16 protein-coding genes are annotated in these 21,373 nt (G+C 56.1%); 12 read left to right on the forward strand and 4 right to left on the reverse strand.

Annotation, left to right across the window (positions count from 1 at the left end; all coding sequences use genetic code 11):
* The first annotated feature begins 190 nt into the window (after positions 1-190).
* The 5 genes from clpS (at position 191) to gatB (ending at position 5,455) form a co-directional block, all read left to right on the forward strand.
* Positions 191-472, forward strand: a complete 282-nt coding sequence (clpS, locus tag EO133_RS03815) for an ATP-dependent Clp protease adapter ClpS (RefSeq protein ID WP_371870939.1) — start codon at positions 191-193, stop codon at positions 470-472.
* 12 nt (positions 473-484) lie between these two features.
* On the forward strand, positions 485-2,872 hold the full coding sequence (gene clpA, locus EO133_RS03820; protein ID WP_127071355.1) for an ATP-dependent Clp protease ATP-binding subunit ClpA: 2,388 nt from the start codon (positions 485-487) through the stop codon (positions 2,870-2,872).
* A 170-nt stretch (positions 2,873-3,042) separates the two neighbouring features.
* A complete protein-coding gene (locus tag EO133_RS03825) occupies positions 3,043-3,363 on the forward strand; it encodes a chorismate mutase (protein WP_127071356.1) in 321 nt (106 codons plus the stop codon).
* 5 nt (positions 3,364-3,368) lie between these two features.
* Positions 3,369-3,884: a GNAT family N-acetyltransferase gene (locus tag EO133_RS03830; RefSeq protein ID WP_127071357.1), complete on the forward strand. Its 516-nt coding sequence runs from the start codon at positions 3,369-3,371 to the stop codon at positions 3,882-3,884.
* A gap of 86 nt (positions 3,885-3,970) precedes the next feature.
* Entirely contained in the window at positions 3,971-5,455 is a 1,485-nt protein-coding gene (gatB, locus tag EO133_RS03835; RefSeq protein WP_127071358.1) for an Asp-tRNA(Asn)/Glu-tRNA(Gln) amidotransferase subunit GatB, read from the forward strand.
* 206 nt (positions 5,456-5,661) lie between these two features.
* Here the strand turns inward: gatB and EO133_RS03840 are convergent, their stop codons facing one another.
* From EO133_RS03840 to purM, 3 genes are all read right to left on the reverse strand, one after another.
* Entirely contained in the window at positions 5,662-6,564 is a 903-nt protein-coding gene (locus EO133_RS03840; protein ID WP_127071359.1) for a DMT family transporter, read from the reverse strand.
* Between the two features lie 113 nt (positions 6,565-6,677).
* Positions 6,678-7,265, reverse strand: a complete 588-nt coding sequence (gene purN / locus EO133_RS03845; protein ID WP_127071360.1) for a phosphoribosylglycinamide formyltransferase — start codon at positions 7,263-7,265, stop codon at positions 6,678-6,680.
* Complete coding sequence (gene purM / locus EO133_RS03850; protein WP_127071361.1) at positions 7,262-8,338, reverse strand: phosphoribosylformylglycinamidine cyclo-ligase; 1,077 nt, start codon at positions 8,336-8,338, stop codon at positions 7,262-7,264. The genes purN and purM overlap by 4 nt, the downstream gene beginning before the upstream one ends.
* 129 nt (positions 8,339-8,467) lie before the next feature.
* Here purM and EO133_RS03855 point away from each other — a divergent pair, with 129 nt between their 5' ends.
* Genes EO133_RS03855 through EO133_RS03870 form a run of 4 tightly spaced genes read left to right on the forward strand, consistent with a single transcriptional unit; the run spans position 8,468 to position 14,044 of the window.
* The gene (locus tag EO133_RS03855; RefSeq protein WP_127071362.1) at positions 8,468-9,586 is read left to right on the forward strand and encodes an AI-2E family transporter; all 1,119 of its coding nucleotides are present in this window, start codon (positions 8,468-8,470) and stop codon (positions 9,584-9,586) included.
* 25 nt (positions 9,587-9,611) lie between these two features.
* Positions 9,612-10,319 (forward strand): P-loop NTPase family protein, encoded by a 708-nt coding sequence (locus EO133_RS03860; RefSeq protein ID WP_127071363.1) that lies wholly within the window; start codon positions 9,612-9,614, stop codon positions 10,317-10,319.
* A 9-nt stretch (positions 10,320-10,328) separates the two neighbouring features.
* On the forward strand, positions 10,329-12,506 hold the full coding sequence (locus tag EO133_RS03865) for an RNA degradosome polyphosphate kinase (protein WP_127071364.1): 2,178 nt from the start codon (positions 10,329-10,331) through the stop codon (positions 12,504-12,506).
* On the forward strand, positions 12,503-14,044 hold the full coding sequence (locus EO133_RS03870; protein WP_164734874.1) for a Ppx/GppA family phosphatase: 1,542 nt from the start codon (positions 12,503-12,505) through the stop codon (positions 14,042-14,044). The genes EO133_RS03865 and EO133_RS03870 overlap by 4 nt, the downstream gene beginning before the upstream one ends.
* Here EO133_RS03870 and rnd read toward each other — a convergent pair whose 3' ends face one another.
* Entirely contained in the window at positions 14,045-15,202 is a 1,158-nt protein-coding gene (gene rnd / locus EO133_RS03875; protein WP_127071366.1) for a ribonuclease D, read from the reverse strand.
* 153 nt (positions 15,203-15,355) lie between these two features.
* Here rnd and aspS point away from each other — a divergent pair, with 153 nt between their 5' ends.
* The 3 genes from aspS (at position 15,356) to EO133_RS03890 (ending at position 21,334) form a co-directional block, all read left to right on the forward strand.
* Positions 15,356-17,155, forward strand: a complete 1,800-nt coding sequence (gene aspS, locus EO133_RS03880) for an aspartate--tRNA ligase (RefSeq protein ID WP_127071374.1) — start codon at positions 15,356-15,358, stop codon at positions 17,153-17,155.
* Positions 17,156-17,351: 196 nt separating this feature from the next.
* Positions 17,352-18,932 (forward strand): EAL domain-containing protein, encoded by a 1,581-nt coding sequence (locus tag EO133_RS03885; RefSeq protein WP_164734875.1) that lies wholly within the window; start codon positions 17,352-17,354, stop codon positions 18,930-18,932.
* A 125-nt stretch (positions 18,933-19,057) separates the two neighbouring features.
* Entirely contained in the window at positions 19,058-21,334 is a 2,277-nt protein-coding gene (locus EO133_RS03890) for an NADP-dependent malic enzyme (protein WP_127071368.1), read from the forward strand.
* The last annotated feature ends 39 nt before the right edge of the window (positions 21,335-21,373 follow it).

The following is a 21,373-nucleotide window of genomic DNA, read 5'->3' on the forward strand; positions in this document are numbered from 1 at the left end:
GTGATTTTGCCTACATAATGATGCTGTCTAACGAGGAAATGGGACGACCGATTTGACTATTTTCGCTTCCACCTCAGCTCCTGCTTCGGCGGACCGGCTCGCACATTCGCTGTTGCCGGTTACCGCAAGGCATCTGCGCGCTGGCCCGAACGGGGCTGACGATGAGGGGCAGGGTGGCAATCAGACCGGAATTGCGACCAAGACGCGGCCTAAGACGAAACGGCCGAGCCTTTATCGGGTCTTGTTGCTCAATGACGACTACACGCCGATGGAGTTCGTCATTCTTATTTTGGAACAGGTGTTCAACAAGTCCCGTGATGAAGCAACGCGGATCATGTTGCATGTTCACAACAAGGGTGTGGGGGAATGTGGCATCTATCCTTATGAAGTGGCCGAAACCAAGGTCACAAGGGTGATGGATGCTGCACGACAAAATCAACATCCGCTGCAATGCGTGATGGAAAAACAGTAGGATAGGAACGATATGCCTTCATTCTCCCGCGGCTTGGAAAAGGCTCTGCATCAGGCGATGAATCTGGCGCGGGAGCGTGCGCATGAATTTGCCACGCTCGAGCACCTCTTGCTCGCTCTGACCGACGATCGTGACACCATCGCCGTTCTCAACGGCTGTGACGTCGATGTTGAGAACCTGCGTGCCGATCTTGAAGAATTCATCGACGAGGAACTCGACAGCCTCGTTGTACCGCAAGGACAGGATGCCCGGCCGACTGCTGCATTTCAGCGGGTCATTCAACGTGCGGTGATTCACGTACAATCCTCGGGCCGGGAAGAAGTGACCGGCGCCAATGTGCTCGTTGCCATCTTTGCCGAGCGCGAGAGCCATGCTGCCTATTTCCTTGAGCAGCAGGACATGACCCGGCTCGATGCCGTCAATTTCATCTCGCACGGCATTGCCAAGTCGGGCCGCAATGCGGACCGTCCTATCCGGGGCGCAGAAGAAGGCGGTTCGGGTATGGGCGAAGATGCCGACCGGCCAGGGGGCGCAAGTCCGCAGCAAAGTTCGGCGCTGGCCGATTTCTGTATCAACCTCAACGAGAAGGCCAAGTCGGGCAAAATCGATCCGCTTATCGGACGCGGGCCTGAGCTGGAGCGCACGATTCAGGTTCTGTGCCGCCGCTCCAAGAACAATCCGCTCTATGTGGGTGATCCTGGCGTCGGCAAGACGGCTATTGCCGAAGGTCTGGCTCGCCGCATTGTCGAAGGCGATGTGCCCGAAGTGCTTGAGGGTTCGGTTATCTATGCGCTCGATATGGGTGCCTTGCTTGCCGGAACACGCTATCGCGGCGATTTTGAAGAGCGCCTTAAGGCGATCATGAAGGAGCTCGAAAAGAAGGAAAATGTCATCCTCTTTATCGACGAGATCCATACGGTGATCGGCGCTGGCGCGACTTCGGGCGGTGCGCTCGATGCGTCCAATCTCTTGAAGCCGGCTCTGGCTTCGGGCGCGATCCGTTGCATCGGCTCGACCACCTACAAGGAATATCGCCAGTTCTTCGAAAAGGACCGTGCCCTTGTGCGCCGGTTCCAGAAGATCGATGTCAACGAACCGACAATTCCCGATGCCATCGAGATCATGAAGGGTTTGCGACCCTATTTCGAGGACTACCACAAGCTCAAATATACGGACGATGCCCTCAAGGCGGCGGTGGAATTGTCGGCCCGCTACATTAACGACCGCAAGTTGCCGGACAAGGCGATTGACGTTGTGGATGAAACCGGCGCCCGGCAGATGCTCGTGACCGAGGATAAACGCAAGAAAATCATCAATGTCGAAGATATTGAAAATACTGTAGCGACGATCGCCCGCATTCCGCCCAAGTCGGTGTCCAAATCCGATACCGAGTTGCTTGGCAACCTCGAAACCAATCTCAAGCGGGTCGTATTCGGCCAGGATAAGGCGATCGATGCGCTCTCGTCCGCTATCAAGCTAGCTCGCGCCGGTTTACGCGAACCGGAAAAGCCCATTGGCTCTTACATGTTCACCGGTCCGACCGGTGTGGGCAAGACCGAAGTGGCCAAGCAGCTTGCCGATACGCTTGGGGTTGAACTGCTGCGTTTCGACATGTCCGAATATATGGAGCGTCATACCGTATCGCGCCTCATTGGTGCTCCTCCGGGCTATGTCGGGTTCGATCAGGGCGGGTTGATGACCGATGGCGTCGATCAGCATCCCCATTGTGTGCTGTTGCTCGATGAAATCGAAAAGGCTCATCCAGACCTCTTTAACATCTTGTTGCAGGTGATGGATCACGGCAAGCTGACTGACCATTCAGGCAAGCAGGTCGATTTCCGCAATGTCATCCTCATCATGACGTCCAATGTCGGTGCTACTGAATTGGCCAAGGCGCCGATCGGGTTTGGCCGGGTGCGTCAGGAAGGCGATGACGAGGAGGCGATCAACCGGATGTTCACGCCGGAATTCCGCAATCGTCTCGATGCGATCATCTCGTTTGCGCCGTTGCCACCTTCGACGGTCAATCGTGTGGTCGAGAAGTTCATCCTGCAGCTTGAAGGTCAGTTGGCCGAACGCGGCATCACTATCGAGTTGACCCCCGAAGCCTCCGATTGGCTCGCAACCCGTGGCTATGACGAAAAGATGGGTGCCCGTCCGCTTGGCCGTGTCATTCAGGAATATGTCAAGAAGCCATTGGCTGAGGAAGTTCTCTTTGGATTGTTGCAGAAGGGTGGGTCGGTCAAGGTCACTGTTGTCGGTGAGGGCAGCGAAGCGCGTCTTGAACTCGTTTCGATCCCGCCGCGGCCTGCCCGTCCCAAGGCAATCACAGGTCCCAAGGGTGGCAAAAAGCCAACCCGGAAAGCCAAGCCCAAGAGTGCCGAACAAAAGTCAGAATAGCTAGCCGCCAAGGTTGGCGAGAGCTTTTCAGAAACGCGAAATTAGGCCGGTTTTTCCGGCCTAATTCATGTCGAGTTGCACGTTAAGGGGAAGGATTCTGGACGTGGGTGGTTGAAATCGGCGTGTACTCGTTGCACAGATTTGCCGATAGTTTTTGCAAGGGTTGTTTCATGTCCGCCACCAAATCGCCTGCCGAATGCCAGACCAAGGAAGACGTCCGCGCTGAGATCAACCGGATCGACCAGGCGCTGATTTCCCTTTTTGCAGAGCGGCATAGCTATGTTACGCGCATGGCGGAAATCAAGACCGATCCGCACGAAGCCAACGATCCGGCGCGGATCGAAGCCGTCATCGGTCGCGTGCGCGAAGCCGCTCTCAGGCTCGATCTCGACGAAGATCAGGCCGAATTGCTTTGGCGTACATTAATTGACTGGAACATCAACTACGAAAAGGGCATCATCATAGCCCGGAACCGCAAAAAAACGACGTGATCGGAATGCTCGATAACACCACGCTCCGCCGCGCTTCTATCGCCGAAGCTGACAAGCTTGGGCAGATGGCGTTCGATGCGTGGGATTCGAGCATGAACCACATTTTGCGGGCCGATAGCGACGATCAGATCGAAGCCGATCGTCGTGCCTTGCTTGTTGCCTTCCAGCTCTTTTGCATTAATGCTGCGCCGGCAATTATGGTGGCCGAGCAGGATGGGATGCTGGCTGGCTGGGGCGCGCGCGATGCAATGAGCCCCTATATTTCAGACCTTTGGGTGGCGCCCAGCCAACAACGCAAGGGTATTGGGCGGGCCTTGCTTCATGCTGTGGAGCAGGACATTTTCCGCTCTGGACACGATGTCAGCGTGCTCGAAACTCATGCGGAAAATGGTGGCGCGATCCGCTTTTATGCCCGCGAGGGCTACGGCATCGTCTGGCGCGGCGTCAAGTTTTCCAAGTTGCTTGGCCAGCGTATTGAAAAAGTGCGTATGGAAAAGCAGTTGGTTGTTACTGCCCTATAGACCCTCCCATTCAATTCAGTTATCCACACTCCAGATTTCAGGCGCATTATGCGCATTCGCATTGAACGAAAACAGGCCGATTTCGCATGACTCTCGTCGATACACGGACACCGAACCCAAAATATTTCATCTCTGGTGCCACCGGAGACTGGGAACTTGTTATCGGTATGGAAGTGCATGCGCAGGTGACTTCCGAATCCAAGTTGTTCTCGGGTTCTTCGACCGAGTTCGGCAATCCGCCCAATTCCAATGTGAGCTTTGTTGATGCGGCGATGCCGGGCATGCTGCCGGTCATCAATGAAGAATGCGTGCGCCAGGCCGTTCGGACGGGGCTGGGGCTCAAGGCGCAGATCAACAAGCGCTCGGTATTTGACCGTAAGAACTACTTTTATCCGGATTTGCCGCAGGGTTATCAGATTTCCCAGTTCAAGGACCCGATTGTGGGCGAGGGCAAGGTGCTGCTCGATCTCGGTGAAGATGGTGAGGTGGAAATCGGTATTGAGCGGCTGCATCTGGAACAGGATGCTGGCAAGTCCATCCACGACCAGCATCCCAACATGAGCTTTGTCGATCTCAACCGTTCTGGCGTCGCGCTGATGGAGATTGTTTCCAAGCCCGATCTGCGCTCGTCGGACGAAGCCAAGGCTTATCTTTCCAAGCTACGCACCATTCTGCGTTATCTCGGCACGTGCGACGGTAATATGGAGCAAGGTTCCATGCGCGCCGATATCAATGTTTCCGTGCGGCGTCCGGGCGGAGAATTTGGTACGCGCTGCGAAATCAAGAACGTCAATTCCGTCCGCTTTGCGGGCCAAGCCATCGAATATGAGGCTCGGCGCCAGATCGATATTCTGGAAGATGGCGGTGTCATCGATCAGGAAACGCGACTGTTCGATCCCAAGACCGGGCAGACACGTTCCATGCGGAGCAAAGAAGAAGCGCACGACTATCGCTACTTCCCCGATCCCGACCTGCTGCCGCTCGAGTTCGATGATACCTTCATCGCGGAACTTGCAAAACACCTGCCGGAGTTGCCGGATGAGAAGAGCGCGCGCTTCATCGAGACCTATGGTATTTCGCATTACGACGCGAGCGTTCTTGTCGCCAGCAGACGTTCCGCTGACTTCTACGAGGCTGTCGCCAAAGGCCGTGATGGCAAGCTCGCTGCCAATTGGGTCATCAACGAGCTTTTCGGTCGTCTGAATAAGCAAGGACTCGACATTGACGACAGCCCGATCTCTGCGGATCAGCTGGGGGCGATTGTCGATCTGATCTCCAAGGGCGAGATTTCAGGCAAGATCGCCAAGGACCTCTTCGAGATTGTTTGGTCCGAGGGTGGTGATCCGGCAACGCTTGTTGAAGAACGTGGCATGAAGCAGGTGTCTGACACGGGCGCCATCGAGAAAATCGTCGATGAAATCATCGCAGGGAACCCAGGGCAGGTCGAGGCGGTCAAGACCAAGCCGGGCCTGTTGGGATGGTTTGTGGGTCAGGTCATGAAGCAGACTGGCGGCAAGGCCAACCCAGGAGCTGTCAACGAAATCCTCAAGGCCAAACTCGGACTGGAATAAGCCGGAGTTCTGGCCATGAAAGGGTTTCCCTTTTGGCCAGAACCCATCGCGTTGTTTTCAGTATTCTTGCCAAGCGCATCGAAGAAACCGCCAGGATCTATAAGAAGTTATACGGTTTGGCGCGGCTATATACCGGCGATTGGCATATAGCGCCCGTGCCCGGTGACAGGCTTGCCTATTAACGGGGCATTATCGATGAAGCCCATTCAGCGGGCTGGACGTCGCCTTTGCATACCGATCCAGCGGGGCAGGCGACCATCGATCATCAGAAGGCCCGCAAAGATGGCCAACATTCCAAGAAGATGAGTCGGAAGCACGATTTCACCCAAAATGGCAATGCCAAGCAGTATGGTTGAAATTGGCGCTATGAATGTCGTTGCGGAAAAGTTCGTCGCGCCGATCCGGGGCAATATCCGGTACATGACCTGAAAGGCCACAAATGTTGGCAGCAGGCCGATGCCCAGAATCGCCAGCCAGGTCTGGGGCTGTTCGATTTGCGGCACGCCTTCAAATATCAGGGCGGCAGGCACGGCCGCAGCGGTGGCGCCGGTCAGGGCAATTGTGGCGATGGTCGTGGCATCGATGCCTGAAAAATTGCGGCTCCAGTTCAACGACACCGCATAACAGAATGTCGCCAGAAGGCAGAGGCCAATGGCCCAAATGTGCGATTCGCCGCCATTGCCCAAAGCCGGTAACGACAGAATCACAACGCCTGCAAGGCCCGCAAAAACACCGGCGATCTTGTAGGGTGTTGCACGTTCGCCACCGACCCAGAAATGGGAAACAATTACGGTCATGATTGGCGTCATGGCGTTCAGAATTGCGGCGACGCCACTGGCCAGCGCGGTTTGTCCCAATGGAAACAGGGCAAAAGGCAGGGCGTAAGAGAAAATGCCCAATAGCGCGAGTTTTGCGATCAACCCCAGATCGGTGATCTTTGGCTTGCGCAATGCCAGAAAGAAAATCCAAGACGCTGCCGCCGCAACGCCAACCCGGCCGGCCGATACCCAAAGCGGGCCGAGTTCGCGGATCAGGACTGCATTGAAGATAAATGAGCTGCCCCAAATGGCGCCCAGAAACAGTACGAGAAGCCAATCGCGGGTGGCCATTTTGTTCGCTCCCAATCAAGGCGCGAAAACTACGCCTCCTGTGCTCTAAAGTCGAAGCACATTTGGCGATAACTCATATCAATCGTGGTGATCCAAGCGACCCGGAAATGACGCTAAAGCCGCACCGTGCCTTCAGCGACGAGCCGTAAGGCCTGCGGATACAGCTTGTGTTCCTCCACCAGCACCCGCGCGGCCAGGGTTTCCGGCGTATCGTCAGGCAGTACCGGCACTTTGGCCTGCGCGATGACCGGGCCTTCATCAAGTCCCGGTGTCACGAAATGAACCGTGCAGCCTGCCTCTGTAGCGCCGTCGGCGATAGCTCGGGCGTGTGTATCCAGACCCTTGTAGGCCGGAAGGAGCGAGGGATGAATATTGATCGCCTTGCCCCGCCAGTGAGTGGTGAATTCGGGCGTGAGGATGCGCATGAAACCTGCGAGGCAAACCACTTCCGCGCCCCAACCCTCAAGGATTTCGGTCAGCGCGTTCTCAAAGTCTAAGCGGGTTTCAAATTTGCTTTGGGCCAGGTTGGCAGTGGGAATGCCTTCGCTGCGCGCGAAATCGAGGCCGGGGGCAGCAGCGCGATTGGAGAAAACACCAACAATGCGAGCCGGGAAATCTTCAGCCCTTGCAGCCTTTATCAGCACTTCCATGTTCGAGCCGCGGCCCGAAATCAGAATGGCGACGCGCCTTTTGTCGATCATAGGCCGAGTGTGCCGGTGAATTCGACAGCATCGCCACTGCGTTCGACCAATTCACCTACGGCGGTTGCTGTTTCACCGTGCTGTTTGAGGGCATCTACCAGCGCATCGGCGTCCTGCGCGGAAACCGCGACAAGCATACCGACGCCGCAATTGAACGTGCGCAGCATTTCGCGCTCGGCGATACCGCCTTGCTTGGCCAGCCAGCCAAAGACCTTGGGCGGTTCAATGGTATTGAGATCCACGCGCGCAGCGAGGGCTGCCGGTAGGACGCGCGGAATGTTCTCCTGAAAGCCGCCGCCAGTGATGTGGGCAAGAGCCTTGATACCGATACCCGCCCTGATGGCGGCAAGGATCGGCTTCACGTAGATTTTTGTCGGCGTCAGCAGCGCTTGGCCCAAGCTTTGCCCAGGCGCAAATGGTGCAGGAGCGGACCAATCCAGACCTGTCATTTCCACGATCTTGCGGACAAGTGAATAGCCGTTGGAATGAACACCGGACGAGGCGATGGCGACCAGCTTGTCTCCGGCAGCGATGTCTTTACGCGGGAGCAAGGTTCCTCGCTCTGCAGCGCCTACGGCAAAGCCTGCAAGATCATAGTCGTCGCCTGAATACATACCGGGCATTTCGGCGGTTTCGCCGCCCAGCAAGGCGCAGCCCGCCTGGCGGCAGCCTTCGGCGATGCCTTCGACAATTGCCGTGCCCTGCTCGACATCGAGAGCACCTGTGGCAAGATAGTCGAGGAAAAAGAGCGGTTCGGCGCCCTGAACAATGATGTCGTTGACGCACATGGCGACAAGGTCGATGCCTACCGTGTTATGCACACCGGCATCAATTGCAATGCGCAATTTCGTGCCCACGCCATCGTTGGCAGCGACCAGAACGGGGTCGGAAAACCCGGCTGCCTTTAGGTCGAACAATCCGCCAAAACCGCCGATTTCGCCATCGGCGCCAGGGCGGCGCGTCGACTTGACCGCCGGTTTTATGGCCTCGACCAATGCGTTACCGGCATCGATGTCGACGCCAGCCTGCTTGTAGGAAAGACTGTTTGGTGGCAATTTTGCGCTATCGGACATGGGCCTGAAACGCTATTCCTTTGTCTGTCCGGCGCAGTAGGTGCATCGGGCATGGATTGACATTGACTGGCCGTCGCCGACCTATAATCAAGGCTGATAACGGCTTGCAACGTTTCGCGCAAGGATCACATGTCTTTACAGAACCAAATCAAGGCCTGGCTGGCATTGCTGCTCGTGTTGGGATTGCTGCTTTGGCTCCTGCGCGGAATCATGCTGCCCTTTGTACTTGGTATCGGGCTGGCCTATCTTCTCAATCCAATTGTCGAAAAGTTGACGCGGATCGGCGTGCATCGCGGCCCGGCAACCTTGATGGTCATGCTGGTGGTCGTGATACTGGTTGCGGCATTGATTTTGACCCTGCTGCCGGTTCTTGTGCAGCAGGCCTTTGGGTTAGTGCGCAATATTCCAGGGTATTTCCAGCAGTTGCAGGCGTTTCTAGAGACGCAGGTTCCGCGATTGGAGCTCTGGCTCGGCCCCCAGCGTATGCAGGAGCTGGAAACGGGTCTTGAGCAGCTTTTCACCGACTGGATCGGGTTGCTGACCAATGTAACCGGACAGATCATGCAACAGGGGATGGGGCTGATAAGCATCCTGACCGTGATGATCGTTACGCCAGTCGTGGCGGTTTACATGCTGATGGACTGGCAGCGGATGGTGGATGGGATCGATAGCCTTCTGCCTCCCAAGCACAAGCCGGAAGTTCGGGCGCTGCTCGCCGATATGGACGTTGCCTTCGGCGGCTTCCTTCGCGGGCAGGGTGCGGTACTGTTGATTCTTGCGGCCTATTACGGGGTCTCGTTGTCGCTGGCCGGGCTGCATTTTGGGCTGGCAATCGGCATCATCGCCGGGCTGTTCAGCTTTATTCCCTATCTAGGGTCGTTTCTGGGCTTTATTCTGTCTATCGGCGTCGGTTTGGTCCAGTTCTGGCCCGATCCGATCATGATTTCAGTGATTGTCGTGATCTACATGTTCGGGCAGTTGTTCGAGAGCTATTTTCTCTATCCCAAACTGGTTGGTTCTTCGATCCGGTTGCATCCGGTGTGGATGATGTTTGCGATCTTTGCCTTTGGCCTGCTATTCGGGATAGTCGGCGTTCTGATCGCAGTTCCGCTTGCCGCCATCAGCGGCGTGCTGATCCGTTGGGCGGTGTCCAAATATAAGACCAGCCCGCTTTATCTCTCAGGCGAAGTTCTGGGTAGCGATAGTAACCCTGCCGCGAAGGACACCGATGCGGGCACTTCGGTCTAGAATGGAATTTGAGGAGTCTACATCTGTGATTTTGCCGCCTGGCAAGAACCAGCTCGTTTTGGCACTGGGTCATGAAGCGGCGCAGGGTGAGGCCGATTTCATGGTTTGCGACGGCAATCAATTGGCGTTCGATCACATACGCGCCTATCCGGATTGGGCTGCGCCCATGGCATTGCTTGAGGGGCCTGCAAAATCGGGTAAATCGCATCTGGCTCTGATCTGGCAGAGCCGTGCTGGCGCACAGATTGCCACGCCCGCTGATGTCGGACGGCTCGCGGCAGAAGGCAGCAAGGTGCCAGTTCTTATCGAGGATGTGGATCGGGCCGGCTACGAAGAAAAAGCGCTCTTTCACCTGCTGAATCAGTCCATGCGCGACGAACGGCCCGTTCTCATGACCAGCCGGACACCGATTGCCGAGTGGCCATTTATTACAAATGACCTGAAATCGCGAGCGCGGCTTGCTGCATGGTTTTCGCTGACGGCGCCAGACGACATCTTATTGTCGCAGATGTTCGTGAAACTGTTTGCTGACAGGCAGTTGTCGGTTGACCCGAAGGTGATCTCCTATCTGGTGGCGCGCATGGAGCGTTCCTCAGAAGAGGTGGTTGCGCTGGTGGAACTTGCCGATACGCTGGCTTTGTCGGGTGGCAGAGCCATAACGAGGGCCATTGCGGCGGAAGCATTGACCCTGCGCGCTGCGCACCACGCAGCGAAATCCGGGACAGAAGGCTGAGATACGCAAATGGACGATATGGCTCATCAGGAACACCTCGTTGACGATATGGCGCCCGACATCGAAGCGCTGCGTGAAAGCCCTGCGCGCTTCGTCAATCGGGAAGTGTCCTGGCTGCAGTTCAATATGCGGGTATTGGAAGAGGCTGCAAATCCCAATCACCCGCTGTTGGAAAGGCTGCGGTTCGTCTCGATTTCGGCCAATAATCTGGACGAGTTCTTCATGGTGCGCGTAGCGGGCCTGAAAGGGCAATTGCGGGCCGGATTGCCGCGCCAAAGCGCGGACGGCATGACGCCAACCGAGCAACTGGAGGAAATCGCTACGCTGGCCCAGCACCTGCATCTCGAGCAGCAGGACCAGTGGCAGTCGATCCGCGACGAGCTTTTCGAGCAAAGCATCATCCTGCATGAAGCCCAGGACCTGACCCCTGAGCAGGTTGGCTTTTTGCAAAATATCTTCCGCGAGGAAATCTTTCCGGTTCTGACGCCCATCGCCATTGACCCGGCGCACCCGTTTCCGTTCATTCCGAACCTGGGTTTTTCGCTGGCTTTCCAACTTGATCGCGCAACAGACAACTCTCGCTTGACCGCGCTTGTGCGTATTCCGTCCAATCTCGACCGATTCATCAAGTTGCCGACGCGCGCAATCTCCGACCGGCGCGTGGAGATGGTGACGCTCGAAACTATGGTCAAGCTGTTCTTTCATAAGATATTTCCTGGCTACAACGTCGTCGGATCGGGCGCGTTCCGGGTCGTGCGCGACAGTGAAATCGAAATCGATGACGAAGCCGCCGATCTGGTCGTGGAATTTGAGTCGGCGTTACGCCAGCGCCGTCGCGGTCAAGTGATCCGATTAGAAATCGAACGGTCCATGCCGCGTTCACTCAAGCGGCTGATTGCGGAAGAACTTGGTATCGGGCTTGAGGATACGTTTGAAGTCGACGGCTTCCTTGGACTGGCAGACGCGGGAAAAATCTGTGACCTTGATCGTCCCGAGTTGAAGTTTCCACGCTATCATGCGCGCTTTCCCGAACGTATTCGTGACCATCATGGGGATTGTTTCGCGGCGATCCGCGAGAAGGACATACTGGTCCATCACCCCTATGAGAGCTTTGATGTGGTGGCGCAGTTCGTTACGCAGGCAGCACGCGACCCCGAAGTCGTTGCGATCAAACAGACGCTTTATCGCACATCCAAAGACTCTCCGATCGTCAAGGCTCTGATCGCAGCCGCAGAGTCCGGAAAATCTGTAACCGCGCTTGTGGAACTCAAGGCTCGTTTCGATGAGGAAGCCAATATTCGTTGGGCGCGCGATCTGGAACGTGCCGGGGTGCAGGTTGTCTTCGGGTTTATCGAACTCAAGACACATGCCAAGCTGAGCCAGGTGGTGCGCCGCGAAAAGGGGCGGCTGGCGTCCTACTGCCATGTCGGTACTGGTAATTATCACCCGGTGACAGCCAAGATTTATACTGATCTGAGCTATTTTACCGCCGATCCGGTGGTTACCCGCGATGTGGCCCGCGTTTTCAATTTCATTACCGGTTATGCACGTCCGACCGAATTGGAGGTGATGGCGATTTCGCCGATCACGTTGCGCCAGCGGTTGCTCGATCACATCAGCGCAGAAATCGCCTTTGCCAAGGAAGGCAGGCCTGCCGCGATTTGGTTGAAATGCAACTCGCTCGTCGATCCTGAACTTATCGATGCGCTTTACGATGCCAGCCAGGCTGGTGTGAAAATCGAACTCGTCGTGCGCGGCATTTGCTGCCTGCGTCCCGGCATTCCGGGGTTTTCAGACAACATTCGGGTAAAATCAATCGTTGGGCGCTTTCTGGAGCACTCGCGCATTTATTGTTTTGGCAATGGGCACGAGATGCCCTCGCGCGAGGCCGCCGTTTATATTTCATCGGCCGATTTGATGCCTCGAAACCTTGACTGGCGTGTGGAAACGCTGGTGCCGATGAACAATAAGACGGTGCACAAGCAAATTCTTGATAGAATTATGGCGGCTAATCTGCGAGATAACCAGCAAAGCTGGGAACTGCTTCCTGACGGAACAGCCCAGCGTATTGTGCCGGCGGAAGGCGAAGAGCCTTTTAACGCGCATAATTACTTTATGACGAACCCCTCTCTATCAGGGCGCGGCAGTGCATTGCATGGGGAGGACGACGAGGAAAGTGGCGATTGATTCGTTTCTGGAGTGTCGAATCCGACCCAGCCGGGCAGGGGCGTATTGCTGGCGCCAAACCGGTAGCTGTTCTCGATATTGGCTCGAATTCGGTTCGGCTTGTCGTTTATGAGCGGCACGCGCGAGCGCTGACGGTCCTATACAATGAAAAGTCCTCATCGGCTTTAGGACGCGGCGTTGCTGCAACCGGCCAACTGGCCGATGACAGTATGGCCAGAGCGCTTAAGGCCATCCAACGTTTTGCGCTTGTTTGCCAGTTGATGGATGTTGGCAACGTTCATGTGATCGCGACATCGGCAACGCGCGAAGCCAAGAATGGCCCGGATTTTGTCAAGGCCGTCGAAGCTATCATGGAAGCGCCCGTGCGGGTGCTTTCGGGGAGTGAGGAAGCCCACTACGCTGCGCTTGGCGTTGCTGCCGGGATGCCGAACTTTGACGGAGTGGTTGGAGACCTTGGCGGTGGCAGTCTCGAACTTGCCGTGCTCAAGGGGCATAATGATCGCAAGGGGGAAACGCATGAACTGGGTGTTATCCGCCTTCAGGATGACAGCAACCTTGTTCCGCGGAGGGCCAGCGAGATTTCGCGCCAGCGACTGGCCAAGTCCGGCATACTTGACAAAAACAAGCGCAAGACCTTTTGCGCCATTGGTGGGACATGGCGCGCACTGGCAAAATTGCATCAGGCCCGTACCAAGTACCCGTTGCATATGGTGCAGGACTATGCGGTTCCTGCTACCGAGATCAGCGCGCTTTGCGAAATGCTGATCGGTGCGCAGCAGGGAAAGGAGACAATCAGTGGATTGGAGGTGGTTTCCAGTTCGCGAAAAGACCTGCTGCCTTATGGCGCGGCAGTGCTTGCAGAGCTTTTGCGGGCCGGGGAATTCGATACCGTAGTGTTCTCCGCATTGGGCGTTCGCGAAGGGTTTTTGTTCGACAAGTTGGACGACGAGCATAAGGATATCGATCCATTGCTTGAATCTACGCGGGAAATGTCCCAGTTGCGCGCGCGCGCGCCGGACTTTGCCGAGGATCTCATCTCGATAAGCGGACAGCTGTTCGAGGTCGTCGGCTTGCAGGAAACCGAGGACGAAGTGCGGCTGCGCAAAGCGTCCTGCTATATTTCCGATATCGGGTGGCGGGCCCATCCCGATTATCGCGGCGAGCAGAGCGTCGATATGGTCGCGTTTTCAGACATCGTGGGGATCGGACATTCCGGTCGCGCATTTCTCGCGCAGACACTGGCCTTCCGCTATATGGGCTTCAAGCAAAAGAGTGCCAGCGCCAAATTGCTCGCGCTTGCCGGGCCGCAACTTACAAAGCGCGCACGCATCATTGGCGCGTTTTTCCGGGTCGCCTATCCTCTGGCCGCAGCAATGCCCGGCATCCTGACCCGCGCGCGTTTTTCAGTTGCCGACAAGACATTAGTTCTGCACCTGCCTGCCGATCTGGCATTTCTCGATGGCGAGCGTCTGGGTAGTCGCCACAGACAACTGGCACTTGAAACCGGCTTCAAGACGAGCCGGATTCAGATCGATTGATCAGTTCAGATCGACGGGGATTTCAACGACACCGTTTTCCGTGGCCGCCAATGCAAGGCGGCCATTTTTTATGGCCAGCGCCTTTTCGCCGAACAGCTTGCGGCGCCATCCCTTGAGGGCCGGCACGTCGGCGAAATCATCGAGTACGATAGCGTCGATGTCATCGGAACTAGCGATAATGCGCGTGGCAACATTGTTCTTGTCGGCAACGGCCTTGAGCAGCACGCGCAGCAGATCACCGATTGCGCCTTTGGGGGAAGGACCGCGCGGGCGCTGCGGGACGGTCGGAAGGTCCGCCTTCTCGATTTTCTCGACATTTTCGAGAATTGTAATGATTTCTCCGGCGGCCGAGGAGCGGCCAAAGCCTCGAGGCACGGCGCGTAACTTGTCGAATGCTTCCGGTTTTCTGGGGCGCTGCTGGGCAAGCTCGTAAAGCGCGTCATCCTTGATGATGCGACTGCGAGGCTGATCATTTGCCTGTGCGCGCTGCTCGCGCCAAGCTGCCAGTTCTTGCAGCGCTGCGAGATCTCGCGGCCGACTGACCTTCATCTTGAGGCGCTTCCAGGCGTTCTCGGGCTTGACGATATATGTATCGAGACTTTCGAGGACGCTCATTTCGTCCTGCACCCAACTCATGCGCTTGGCCTTGGCAATTTCGTCGCGCAGGTTGGCATAGACATCGCGAAGATGCGTGACGTCAGCAAGCGCATAGGTGAGCTGCTTTTCGCTCAGGGGGCGCGCGGACCAATCGGTAAATCGGGAGCTTTTGTCGATCTGGGCGCCAACGACCGCGCGCACGAGATTGTCATATGAAACCGAATCTCCGTGGCCGCAAACCGAAGCGGCAACCTGGGTATCGAAAAGTGGGGCAGGGACCTGACCGAAAAGCTTGACGAAAATTTCTATGTCCTGCCGCGCAGCGTGGAAAACTTTCGTGACATGATTATTGAACAGAAGGTCTGCAATGGGGGCGAGGTCGAGGTCTTCAGCCAGCGGATCGATAATCACGGCGCGATCAGGGGTTGCCGCCTGTACCAGGCACAGTTTGGGCCAGTAGGTCGTTTCCCGGAGAAATTCTGTATCTAGAGTAACAAAATCGTAGTTGGTTGCATCTTTGCAAAACGCGGCAAGCGCCTGCGTTGTCGTGATGACCTGCATAGAGAATATGTCCAGTTCGAATTAATTGCCACTCTCCTAGCAGGTTGGGTGGTTTCCGCATAGTGTGGTGGCCTATCATGCTTGACATTTAAAGCGTGCCATGCGCTTTTCCGGCAAAAATCTCCCATTCCGTTTCTCGAAAGTTTTCGATTGATGCATCGCTATCGCTCGCACACCTGTGCCCAACTCAACACTGCCGATGTGGGACAGACCGCCAGATTGTCGGGCTGGGTTCACCGTATCCGCGACCACGGCGGCTTGCTATTCATCGATCTGCGCGATCACTATGGCTTGACCCAATGCGTTGTCGATCCCGATTCGCCGGCATTCAAACTGGCAGAAACGGTGCGAGCGGAGTGGGTTATTCGCATCGATGGCGAAGTGAAAGCCCGTACGCCAGAGACGGTCAACAAGAGCCTGCCGACGGGCGGTGTCGAAGTCTTCATTCGTGAGATTGAGATACTGGGCAAATCAGCGGAGCTGCCCCTGCCAGTATTCGGTGAGCCCGATTATCCGGAAGATACGCGCTTGCGTTATCGCTTCCTCGATCTGCGCCGCGAGACGCTGCACGCCAATATCGTAAAGCGTACCAAGATCATCGCCGATATGCGCAACCGGATGAACGAAATCGGCTTTGGCGAATATTCCACACCGATCCTGACCGCGTCGTCACCCGAAGGCGCGCGCGACTTTCTGGTGCCCAGCCGTATTCATCCCGGCAAGTTCTTTGCGTTGCCGCAAGCGCCGCAGCAATACAAGCAGTTGCTGATGGTGGCCGGCTTTGACCGCTATTTCCAGATTGCGCCTTGCTTCCGCGATGAAGATCCGCGTGCCGATCGGTTGCCGGGCGAATTCTACCAGCTCGACGTCGAAATGAGCTTTGTGACCCAGGAAGAAGTCTGGGACACGATGGAGCCGGTAATGCGTGGCGTCTTCGAGAAGTTTGCCGAAGGTAAGAAAGTTACCCAGCAATTCCCGCGTATTCCTTATGATGTCGCGCTGCGCAAATATGGCACGGACAAGCCGGATCTGCGCAACCCGATAGAAATGCAGGATGTGACCGAACATTTCAGGGGTTCCGGTTTCAAGGTTTTTGCAAACCAAATCGCAGGCGATTCCAAGGTTGAAGTCTGGGCGATACCGGCCAAGAACAAGGAAGGTGCTGAGCCGATAGGGCGGGCCTTCTGCGACCGAATGAATGGTTGGGCTCAAGGCGAGGGGCAGCCTGGATTGGGCTATATTTTCTTTAAGGATGGGGCCGGTTCTGGCCCAATCGCCAAGAATATCGGTGAAGAGCGCACCGACGCTATTCGCAGCCAACTTGGCCTTGCCGATGGCGATGCGGTGTTCTTTGTTTGCGGCGTGCCGTCGAAATTTGCTACTTTCGCAGGCGCCGCCCGCACGAAAGTTGGCACAGATCTCGAATTGCTCGACCTCGACAGCTATGCCCTGTGCTGGATCGTCGATTTCCCGTTCTATGAATGGGACGAGGACGAAAAGAAGCTTGAATTTGCGCATAACCCCTTCTCAATGCCGCAAGGTGGCCGCGAAGCACTGGAAAGCCAGGATCCGCTTTCGATCAAGGCTTATCAGTACGATGCCGTTTGTAACGGGTTTGAAATCGCGTCGGGCTCGATCCGTAACCAGGAACCTGACACAATGATCGCGGCCTTTGAAAAGGTCGGCTTGTCCAAGCAGGACGTAGAAGAACGCTTTGGCGGCCTTTATCGCGCATTCCAGTATGGCGCTCCACCGCATGGTGGCATGGCAGCGGGCATCGATCGTATCGTGATGCTTCTGTGCGGCGTGCAGAATCTGCGTGAAATCACGCTGTTCCCGATGAACCAGCAGGCCGAAGATCCGCTGATGGGCGCGCCAAGCGACGCCTCGGCGCGGCAGTTGCGGGAGCTGCATCTGCGGCTGAACCTGCCAGCGGAAAAAAAGAACGCCTAAAAAGGCGGGAATTGCCCTGTCGGATGCCGAGTCCGACAGGCATGTTTCCGGCTTTTCGTTGTCGCGCCCTGGCGGCCGCGAAACGGTCATGCCCTGGCTAAAAGCAGTCTAGCATTAATGCGCAGTTAAAGGCTTTCCGCCTATCGTGCCCGCAATAAAAATGCGTGCTGCCAGCGGGGGTTTAGGCGCTTTGACTTTGCGTGGTTCGCAAATATTGTTGGTCGTCATTGCGATCCTGGCATTCGTTCCGGTGCTTGGCGTGGACTACGTGCTCGGTCGCTATGTCAAGGCGCACGAAACCGAGAAGATGCAGAGTGCTGTCAATGTTGTGAGCAATGATGCGCAGCGCATCGTTCATGGTGCAATCCAATCGTTGCGAACGATCTTGAGGGATAGCCCGTCGCTATGTACGCCGACCTTTATGGCCAATGTAAATTCGCAACTGCAGTCGAGCCTGTTTCTGACACAGGTGGTCGTCGAAAACAGCGATGGGGTTCAGTATTGTTCGGCCTATGATAGCGATGTGCGCTATCGCGTCTTGTCCGAGAGCTTGGCGATTCCAGGTTATACCGAGCGGCTTAGTGCCGTGGTGATGGAGGGCAATTCCACGCCCATGCTGAAGGTGACGCAGCATGTGAACGAGAACAGATCCGTCTCTGCCTTTGTTGTGCCTGCTCCAATCCTTCTCAGCGGCTATATGCCTGTGATCAGCGACCTATCCTATCTGCAGATTGCAATGACCAATGGTACGCCCATCGTGCAGGTCGGCGACGAGCGCGAACTTGATGGGCAGGGAGGCGATTTTCTGATTGCGCGCTCGTTTGCCGGCGAAATCCCACTTCGTACCGAGGCCGCAGTTTCACTCTCGTCCGTTCGTGCGCGTTATTCTGAGCTGACTTTTGCATTTACCGTTATTGCTTGCCTGATCGGCGCGATCACTCTGGCTCTTGCTATTCAATATGCCAGGCGATCGAAAATGCCGGCCTATGATATTGAACGCGCTATCGTTGCAGGTGAAATGAAGCCCTATTATCAGCCGGTCATCAATCTGAGGACAGGCCGGCTGACCGGGTGCGAAGTGCTCATCAGGTGGGTGAAGCGCAATGGTGAGGTCATCCCGCCCGGTGCGTTTATCGATTATGCCGAGATGACGAATCTTGCAATTCCCATGACTCTCAATCTGATGGAGCAAGTGCGGGACGATCTTGAGGGGATCTGCCGGGAGGTCAGGGATTTCAAAGTCAGTATCAACCTTTTTGAAGGCCATTTTCGTGATGGATCGATTGTCGATGATATCCAGTCGATTTTCGAGGGCAGCGGTATTTCCTATGAGCAACTTGTTTTCGAGATAACCGAGCGGCGTCCGCTTGATGATCGTGCTGCCGTCAACCGCATCGTTTCTGCGATGCATGCGCTGGGCGTGCGCGTTGCCATGGACGATGTGGGCACAGGGCACTCCAACCTTGCTTATCTGCATACGCTGGGTATCGATATCATCAAGATCGACAAGATTTTCGTTGATATGATCAAGGATGCAAATGTGCCGGTGCCGGTTATCGACGGCCTTGTCTCAATGGCACGCGATATGGGCATTGAGATTATTGCCGAAGGCGTCGAAACCCAAGACCAGGCTCTGTATCTACGTTCCAAGAACGTAACCTTAGCGCAGGGTTATCTATTCTCGCCGCCGCTCAAGCTGGACTCGTTCCTGACACTGGCCAATGCGCTGAAGCCGCAGGTCAAGCAAACAAACCTCGATGAGGATATTGCCGCCTAGCAATTTGCCGCTGCTTGTCCTAGAGCAAGTGGCTGTGTTGCCGCGGTGCGGAAATTGGCCGGAATGCCTTTTCTTTTCTGGCAATTGGTGGCACCTACAGGCAGCCGATAATCCGAGGAGAGGGTATGACTGACGACCAGCGAGATCCGCAGAAGGCTTTGAGAGAAGCCGCGCTGCATTTCCACAATTATCCCAAGCCAGGCAAGCTCGAAATCTCGCCGACCAAGCCGCTGGCCAATCAGCGTGACCTTGCATTGGCCTATTCCCCCGGCGTGGCTGCACCATGTGAGGAAATTGCAGAGAACCCGGAAACCGCGGCGCTCTATACCTCGCGCGCCAACCTCGTTGCCGTGATCTCAAACGGCACCGCCGTTCTTGGGCTCGGCAATATCGGCGCGCTTGCTTCCAAACCTGTCATGGAAGGCAAGTCAGTTCTCTTCAAGAAGTTCGCAGGGATTGACAGCATCGACATCGAAGTCGACGAACAGGACCCCAAGAAGTTCATCGAAACAGTCGCGCCGCTCTGGCCGACATTCGGTGGCATCAATCTCGAAGACATCAAAGCGCCCGACTGCTTTGAAATCGAAGAAGCATTGCGGGAGCGCATGCCTATTCCGGTTTTCCATGACGACCAGCACGGTACAGCGATCATCGTCGCGGCTGCCGTTCTGAATGGCTTGAAGATCGCAAAGAAGGACATCTCCCAGGTCAAGATTTGCACCTCCGGCGCTGGTGCCGCCGCAATCGCCTGTCTGAACATGCTGATTGCCGTCGGTGCGAAGCGCGAAAATATCTGGGTTGCCGACCGCGAAGGCCTTGTGACCAAAAAGCGCGACAATCTGATGGATCGCTGGCGCGCATCGTTTGCACAGGACACCGACAAGACTTCGCTCGCTGAGGTCATGGACGGTGCTGACATTTTTCTCGGGCTTTCTGCTGCAGGCGCTCTTAAGCCTGAGATGATGACCAACATGGCGCCCGATCCGCTTGTATTGGCGCTTTCCAATCCGGTTCCGGAAATTATGCCCGAACTGGCGCGTGAAGCGCGCCCCGACGCGATGATCTGTACGGGACGTTCGGATTACCCCAACCAGGTCAATAATGTTCTGTGCTTCCCCTTCATCTTCCGTGGCGCACTCGATGTCGGTGCAACCACGATCAACGAGGAAATGAAAGCGGCAGCGGCGCATGCAATCGCGCAGCTTGCCCAAGAGCCTGTGCTGGAAGCGACAACAAGCGGTGTCTCCACTTTTGGCAGGGATTATCTGATCCCCAATCCGTTCGACCAGCGCCTGATCCTCCGCATTGCACCAGCGGTTGCGAAGGCAGCGATGGATAGCGGCGTTGCGCGACGGCCGATTGAGGATTTCGACGCGTACAAGGACAGCCTCAACCGCTTCGTTTTCCGTTCCGGCATGGTCATGAAGCCAATGATCGAACGGGCGCGTGAAGAACCCAAGCGCATTGCATTTGCCGATGGCGAAGATGAACGCGTGTTGCGTGCGACACAGGTAATTCTCGAAGAGGGAATCGCCTCTCCGATCCTGATCGGGCGTCCTTTCGTTATTGAGCAACGCATTGACCGTTTTGGCCTGCAGTTGACGCCGGGCAAGGATTTCGAGGTGATCAACCCCGAGGACGACCCGCGCTATCGCGAATATGTGTCGCTGTTCCATTCATTGGTGGGGCGTAGCGGCGTTACGCCGGACACGGCAAGAACCATCGTGCGCACCAACACGACCGTCATCGGCGCGCTGGCTGTCATGCGTGGCGAGGCCGATGGCCTGATCTGTGGTTTGGAGGGGCGTTACATCAAGCATGTTCGCGACATCAAGTCGATCATCGGGCTTTCCGATGGTGTATCGGATGTGTCTGCGCTTTCCATGCTGATCATGCCACGCGGGGTGTTTTTCCTCGCTGATACCTATGTGAGCATCGATCCCACTGCCGATGAGATCGTGGGAATCGCGCTGCAAGCACGCGATCACCTCAAGCGTTTTAACATCGAGGCAAGAGCCGCGTTGCTGAGCTATTCCAACTTCGGTTCGCGTGAGGGCGATTCGTCCGAAAAAATGCGCGAGGCCTATCAGAAGCTCAAGGCAATTGCTCCGGATCTTATCGTTGAGGGGGAAATGCAGGGCGATCTGGCACTCAATCAGGGGTTGCGCGAGCGCTATATCCCCGATTCTATCCTTAAGGGTGAGGCCAATCTTCTGGTGTTCCCAAACCTTGAAAGTGCGAATCTTTCCATGACCTTGCTCAAGGAAATGAATAACGCACTTCCGGTCGGCCCGATTCTGATGGGCACGCAGCGCCCAGCCCACATCCTTGCGCCATCGGTAACGAGCCGCGGTATTGTCAATATGACTGCGATTGCAGTGAACGAAGCTCTTGCTCCCTGATCTGACAGATCGAGCTTTGATTTGAAAAAGGGCGCCTCT

Origin of the sequence: Pelagibacterium lentulum (assembly GCF_003992625.1) — a bacterium.
Taxonomy (GTDB): Bacteria; Pseudomonadota; Alphaproteobacteria; order Rhizobiales; family Devosiaceae; genus Pelagibacterium; species Pelagibacterium lentulum.

Excerpts from the sequence above, each read along its gene's own strand:
- clpA (WP_127071355.1), top strand. The coding sequence starts at position 485 with ATGCCTTCATTCTCCCGCGGCTTGGAAAAGGCTCTGCATCAGGCGATG.
- purM (WP_127071361.1), bottom strand. The coding sequence starts at position 8,338 with ATGTCCGATAGCGCAAAATTGCCACCAAACAGTCTTTCCTACAAGCAG.
- rnd (WP_127071366.1), bottom strand. The coding sequence starts at position 15,202 with ATGCAGGTCATCACGACAACGCAGGCGCTTGCCGCGTTTTGCAAAGAT.
- EO133_RS03830 (WP_127071357.1), top strand. The coding sequence starts at position 3,369 with ATGCTCGATAACACCACGCTCCGCCGCGCTTCTATCGCCGAAGCTGAC.
- EO133_RS03865 (WP_127071364.1), top strand. The coding sequence starts at position 10,329 with ATGGACGATATGGCTCATCAGGAACACCTCGTTGACGATATGGCGCCC.
- EO133_RS03840 (WP_127071359.1), bottom strand. The coding sequence starts at position 6,564 with ATGGCCACCCGCGATTGGCTTCTCGTACTGTTTCTGGGCGCCATTTGG.
- purN (WP_127071360.1), bottom strand. The coding sequence starts at position 7,265 with ATGATCGACAAAAGGCGCGTCGCCATTCTGATTTCGGGCCGCGGCTCG.
- EO133_RS03855 (WP_127071362.1), top strand. The coding sequence starts at position 8,468 with ATGTCTTTACAGAACCAAATCAAGGCCTGGCTGGCATTGCTGCTCGTG.
- EO133_RS03890 (WP_127071368.1), top strand. The coding sequence starts at position 19,058 with ATGACTGACGACCAGCGAGATCCGCAGAAGGCTTTGAGAGAAGCCGCG.
- aspS (WP_127071374.1), top strand. The coding sequence starts at position 15,356 with ATGCATCGCTATCGCTCGCACACCTGTGCCCAACTCAACACTGCCGAT.
- EO133_RS03825 (WP_127071356.1), top strand. The coding sequence starts at position 3,043 with ATGTCCGCCACCAAATCGCCTGCCGAATGCCAGACCAAGGAAGACGTC.
- gatB (WP_127071358.1), top strand. The coding sequence starts at position 3,971 with ATGACTCTCGTCGATACACGGACACCGAACCCAAAATATTTCATCTCT.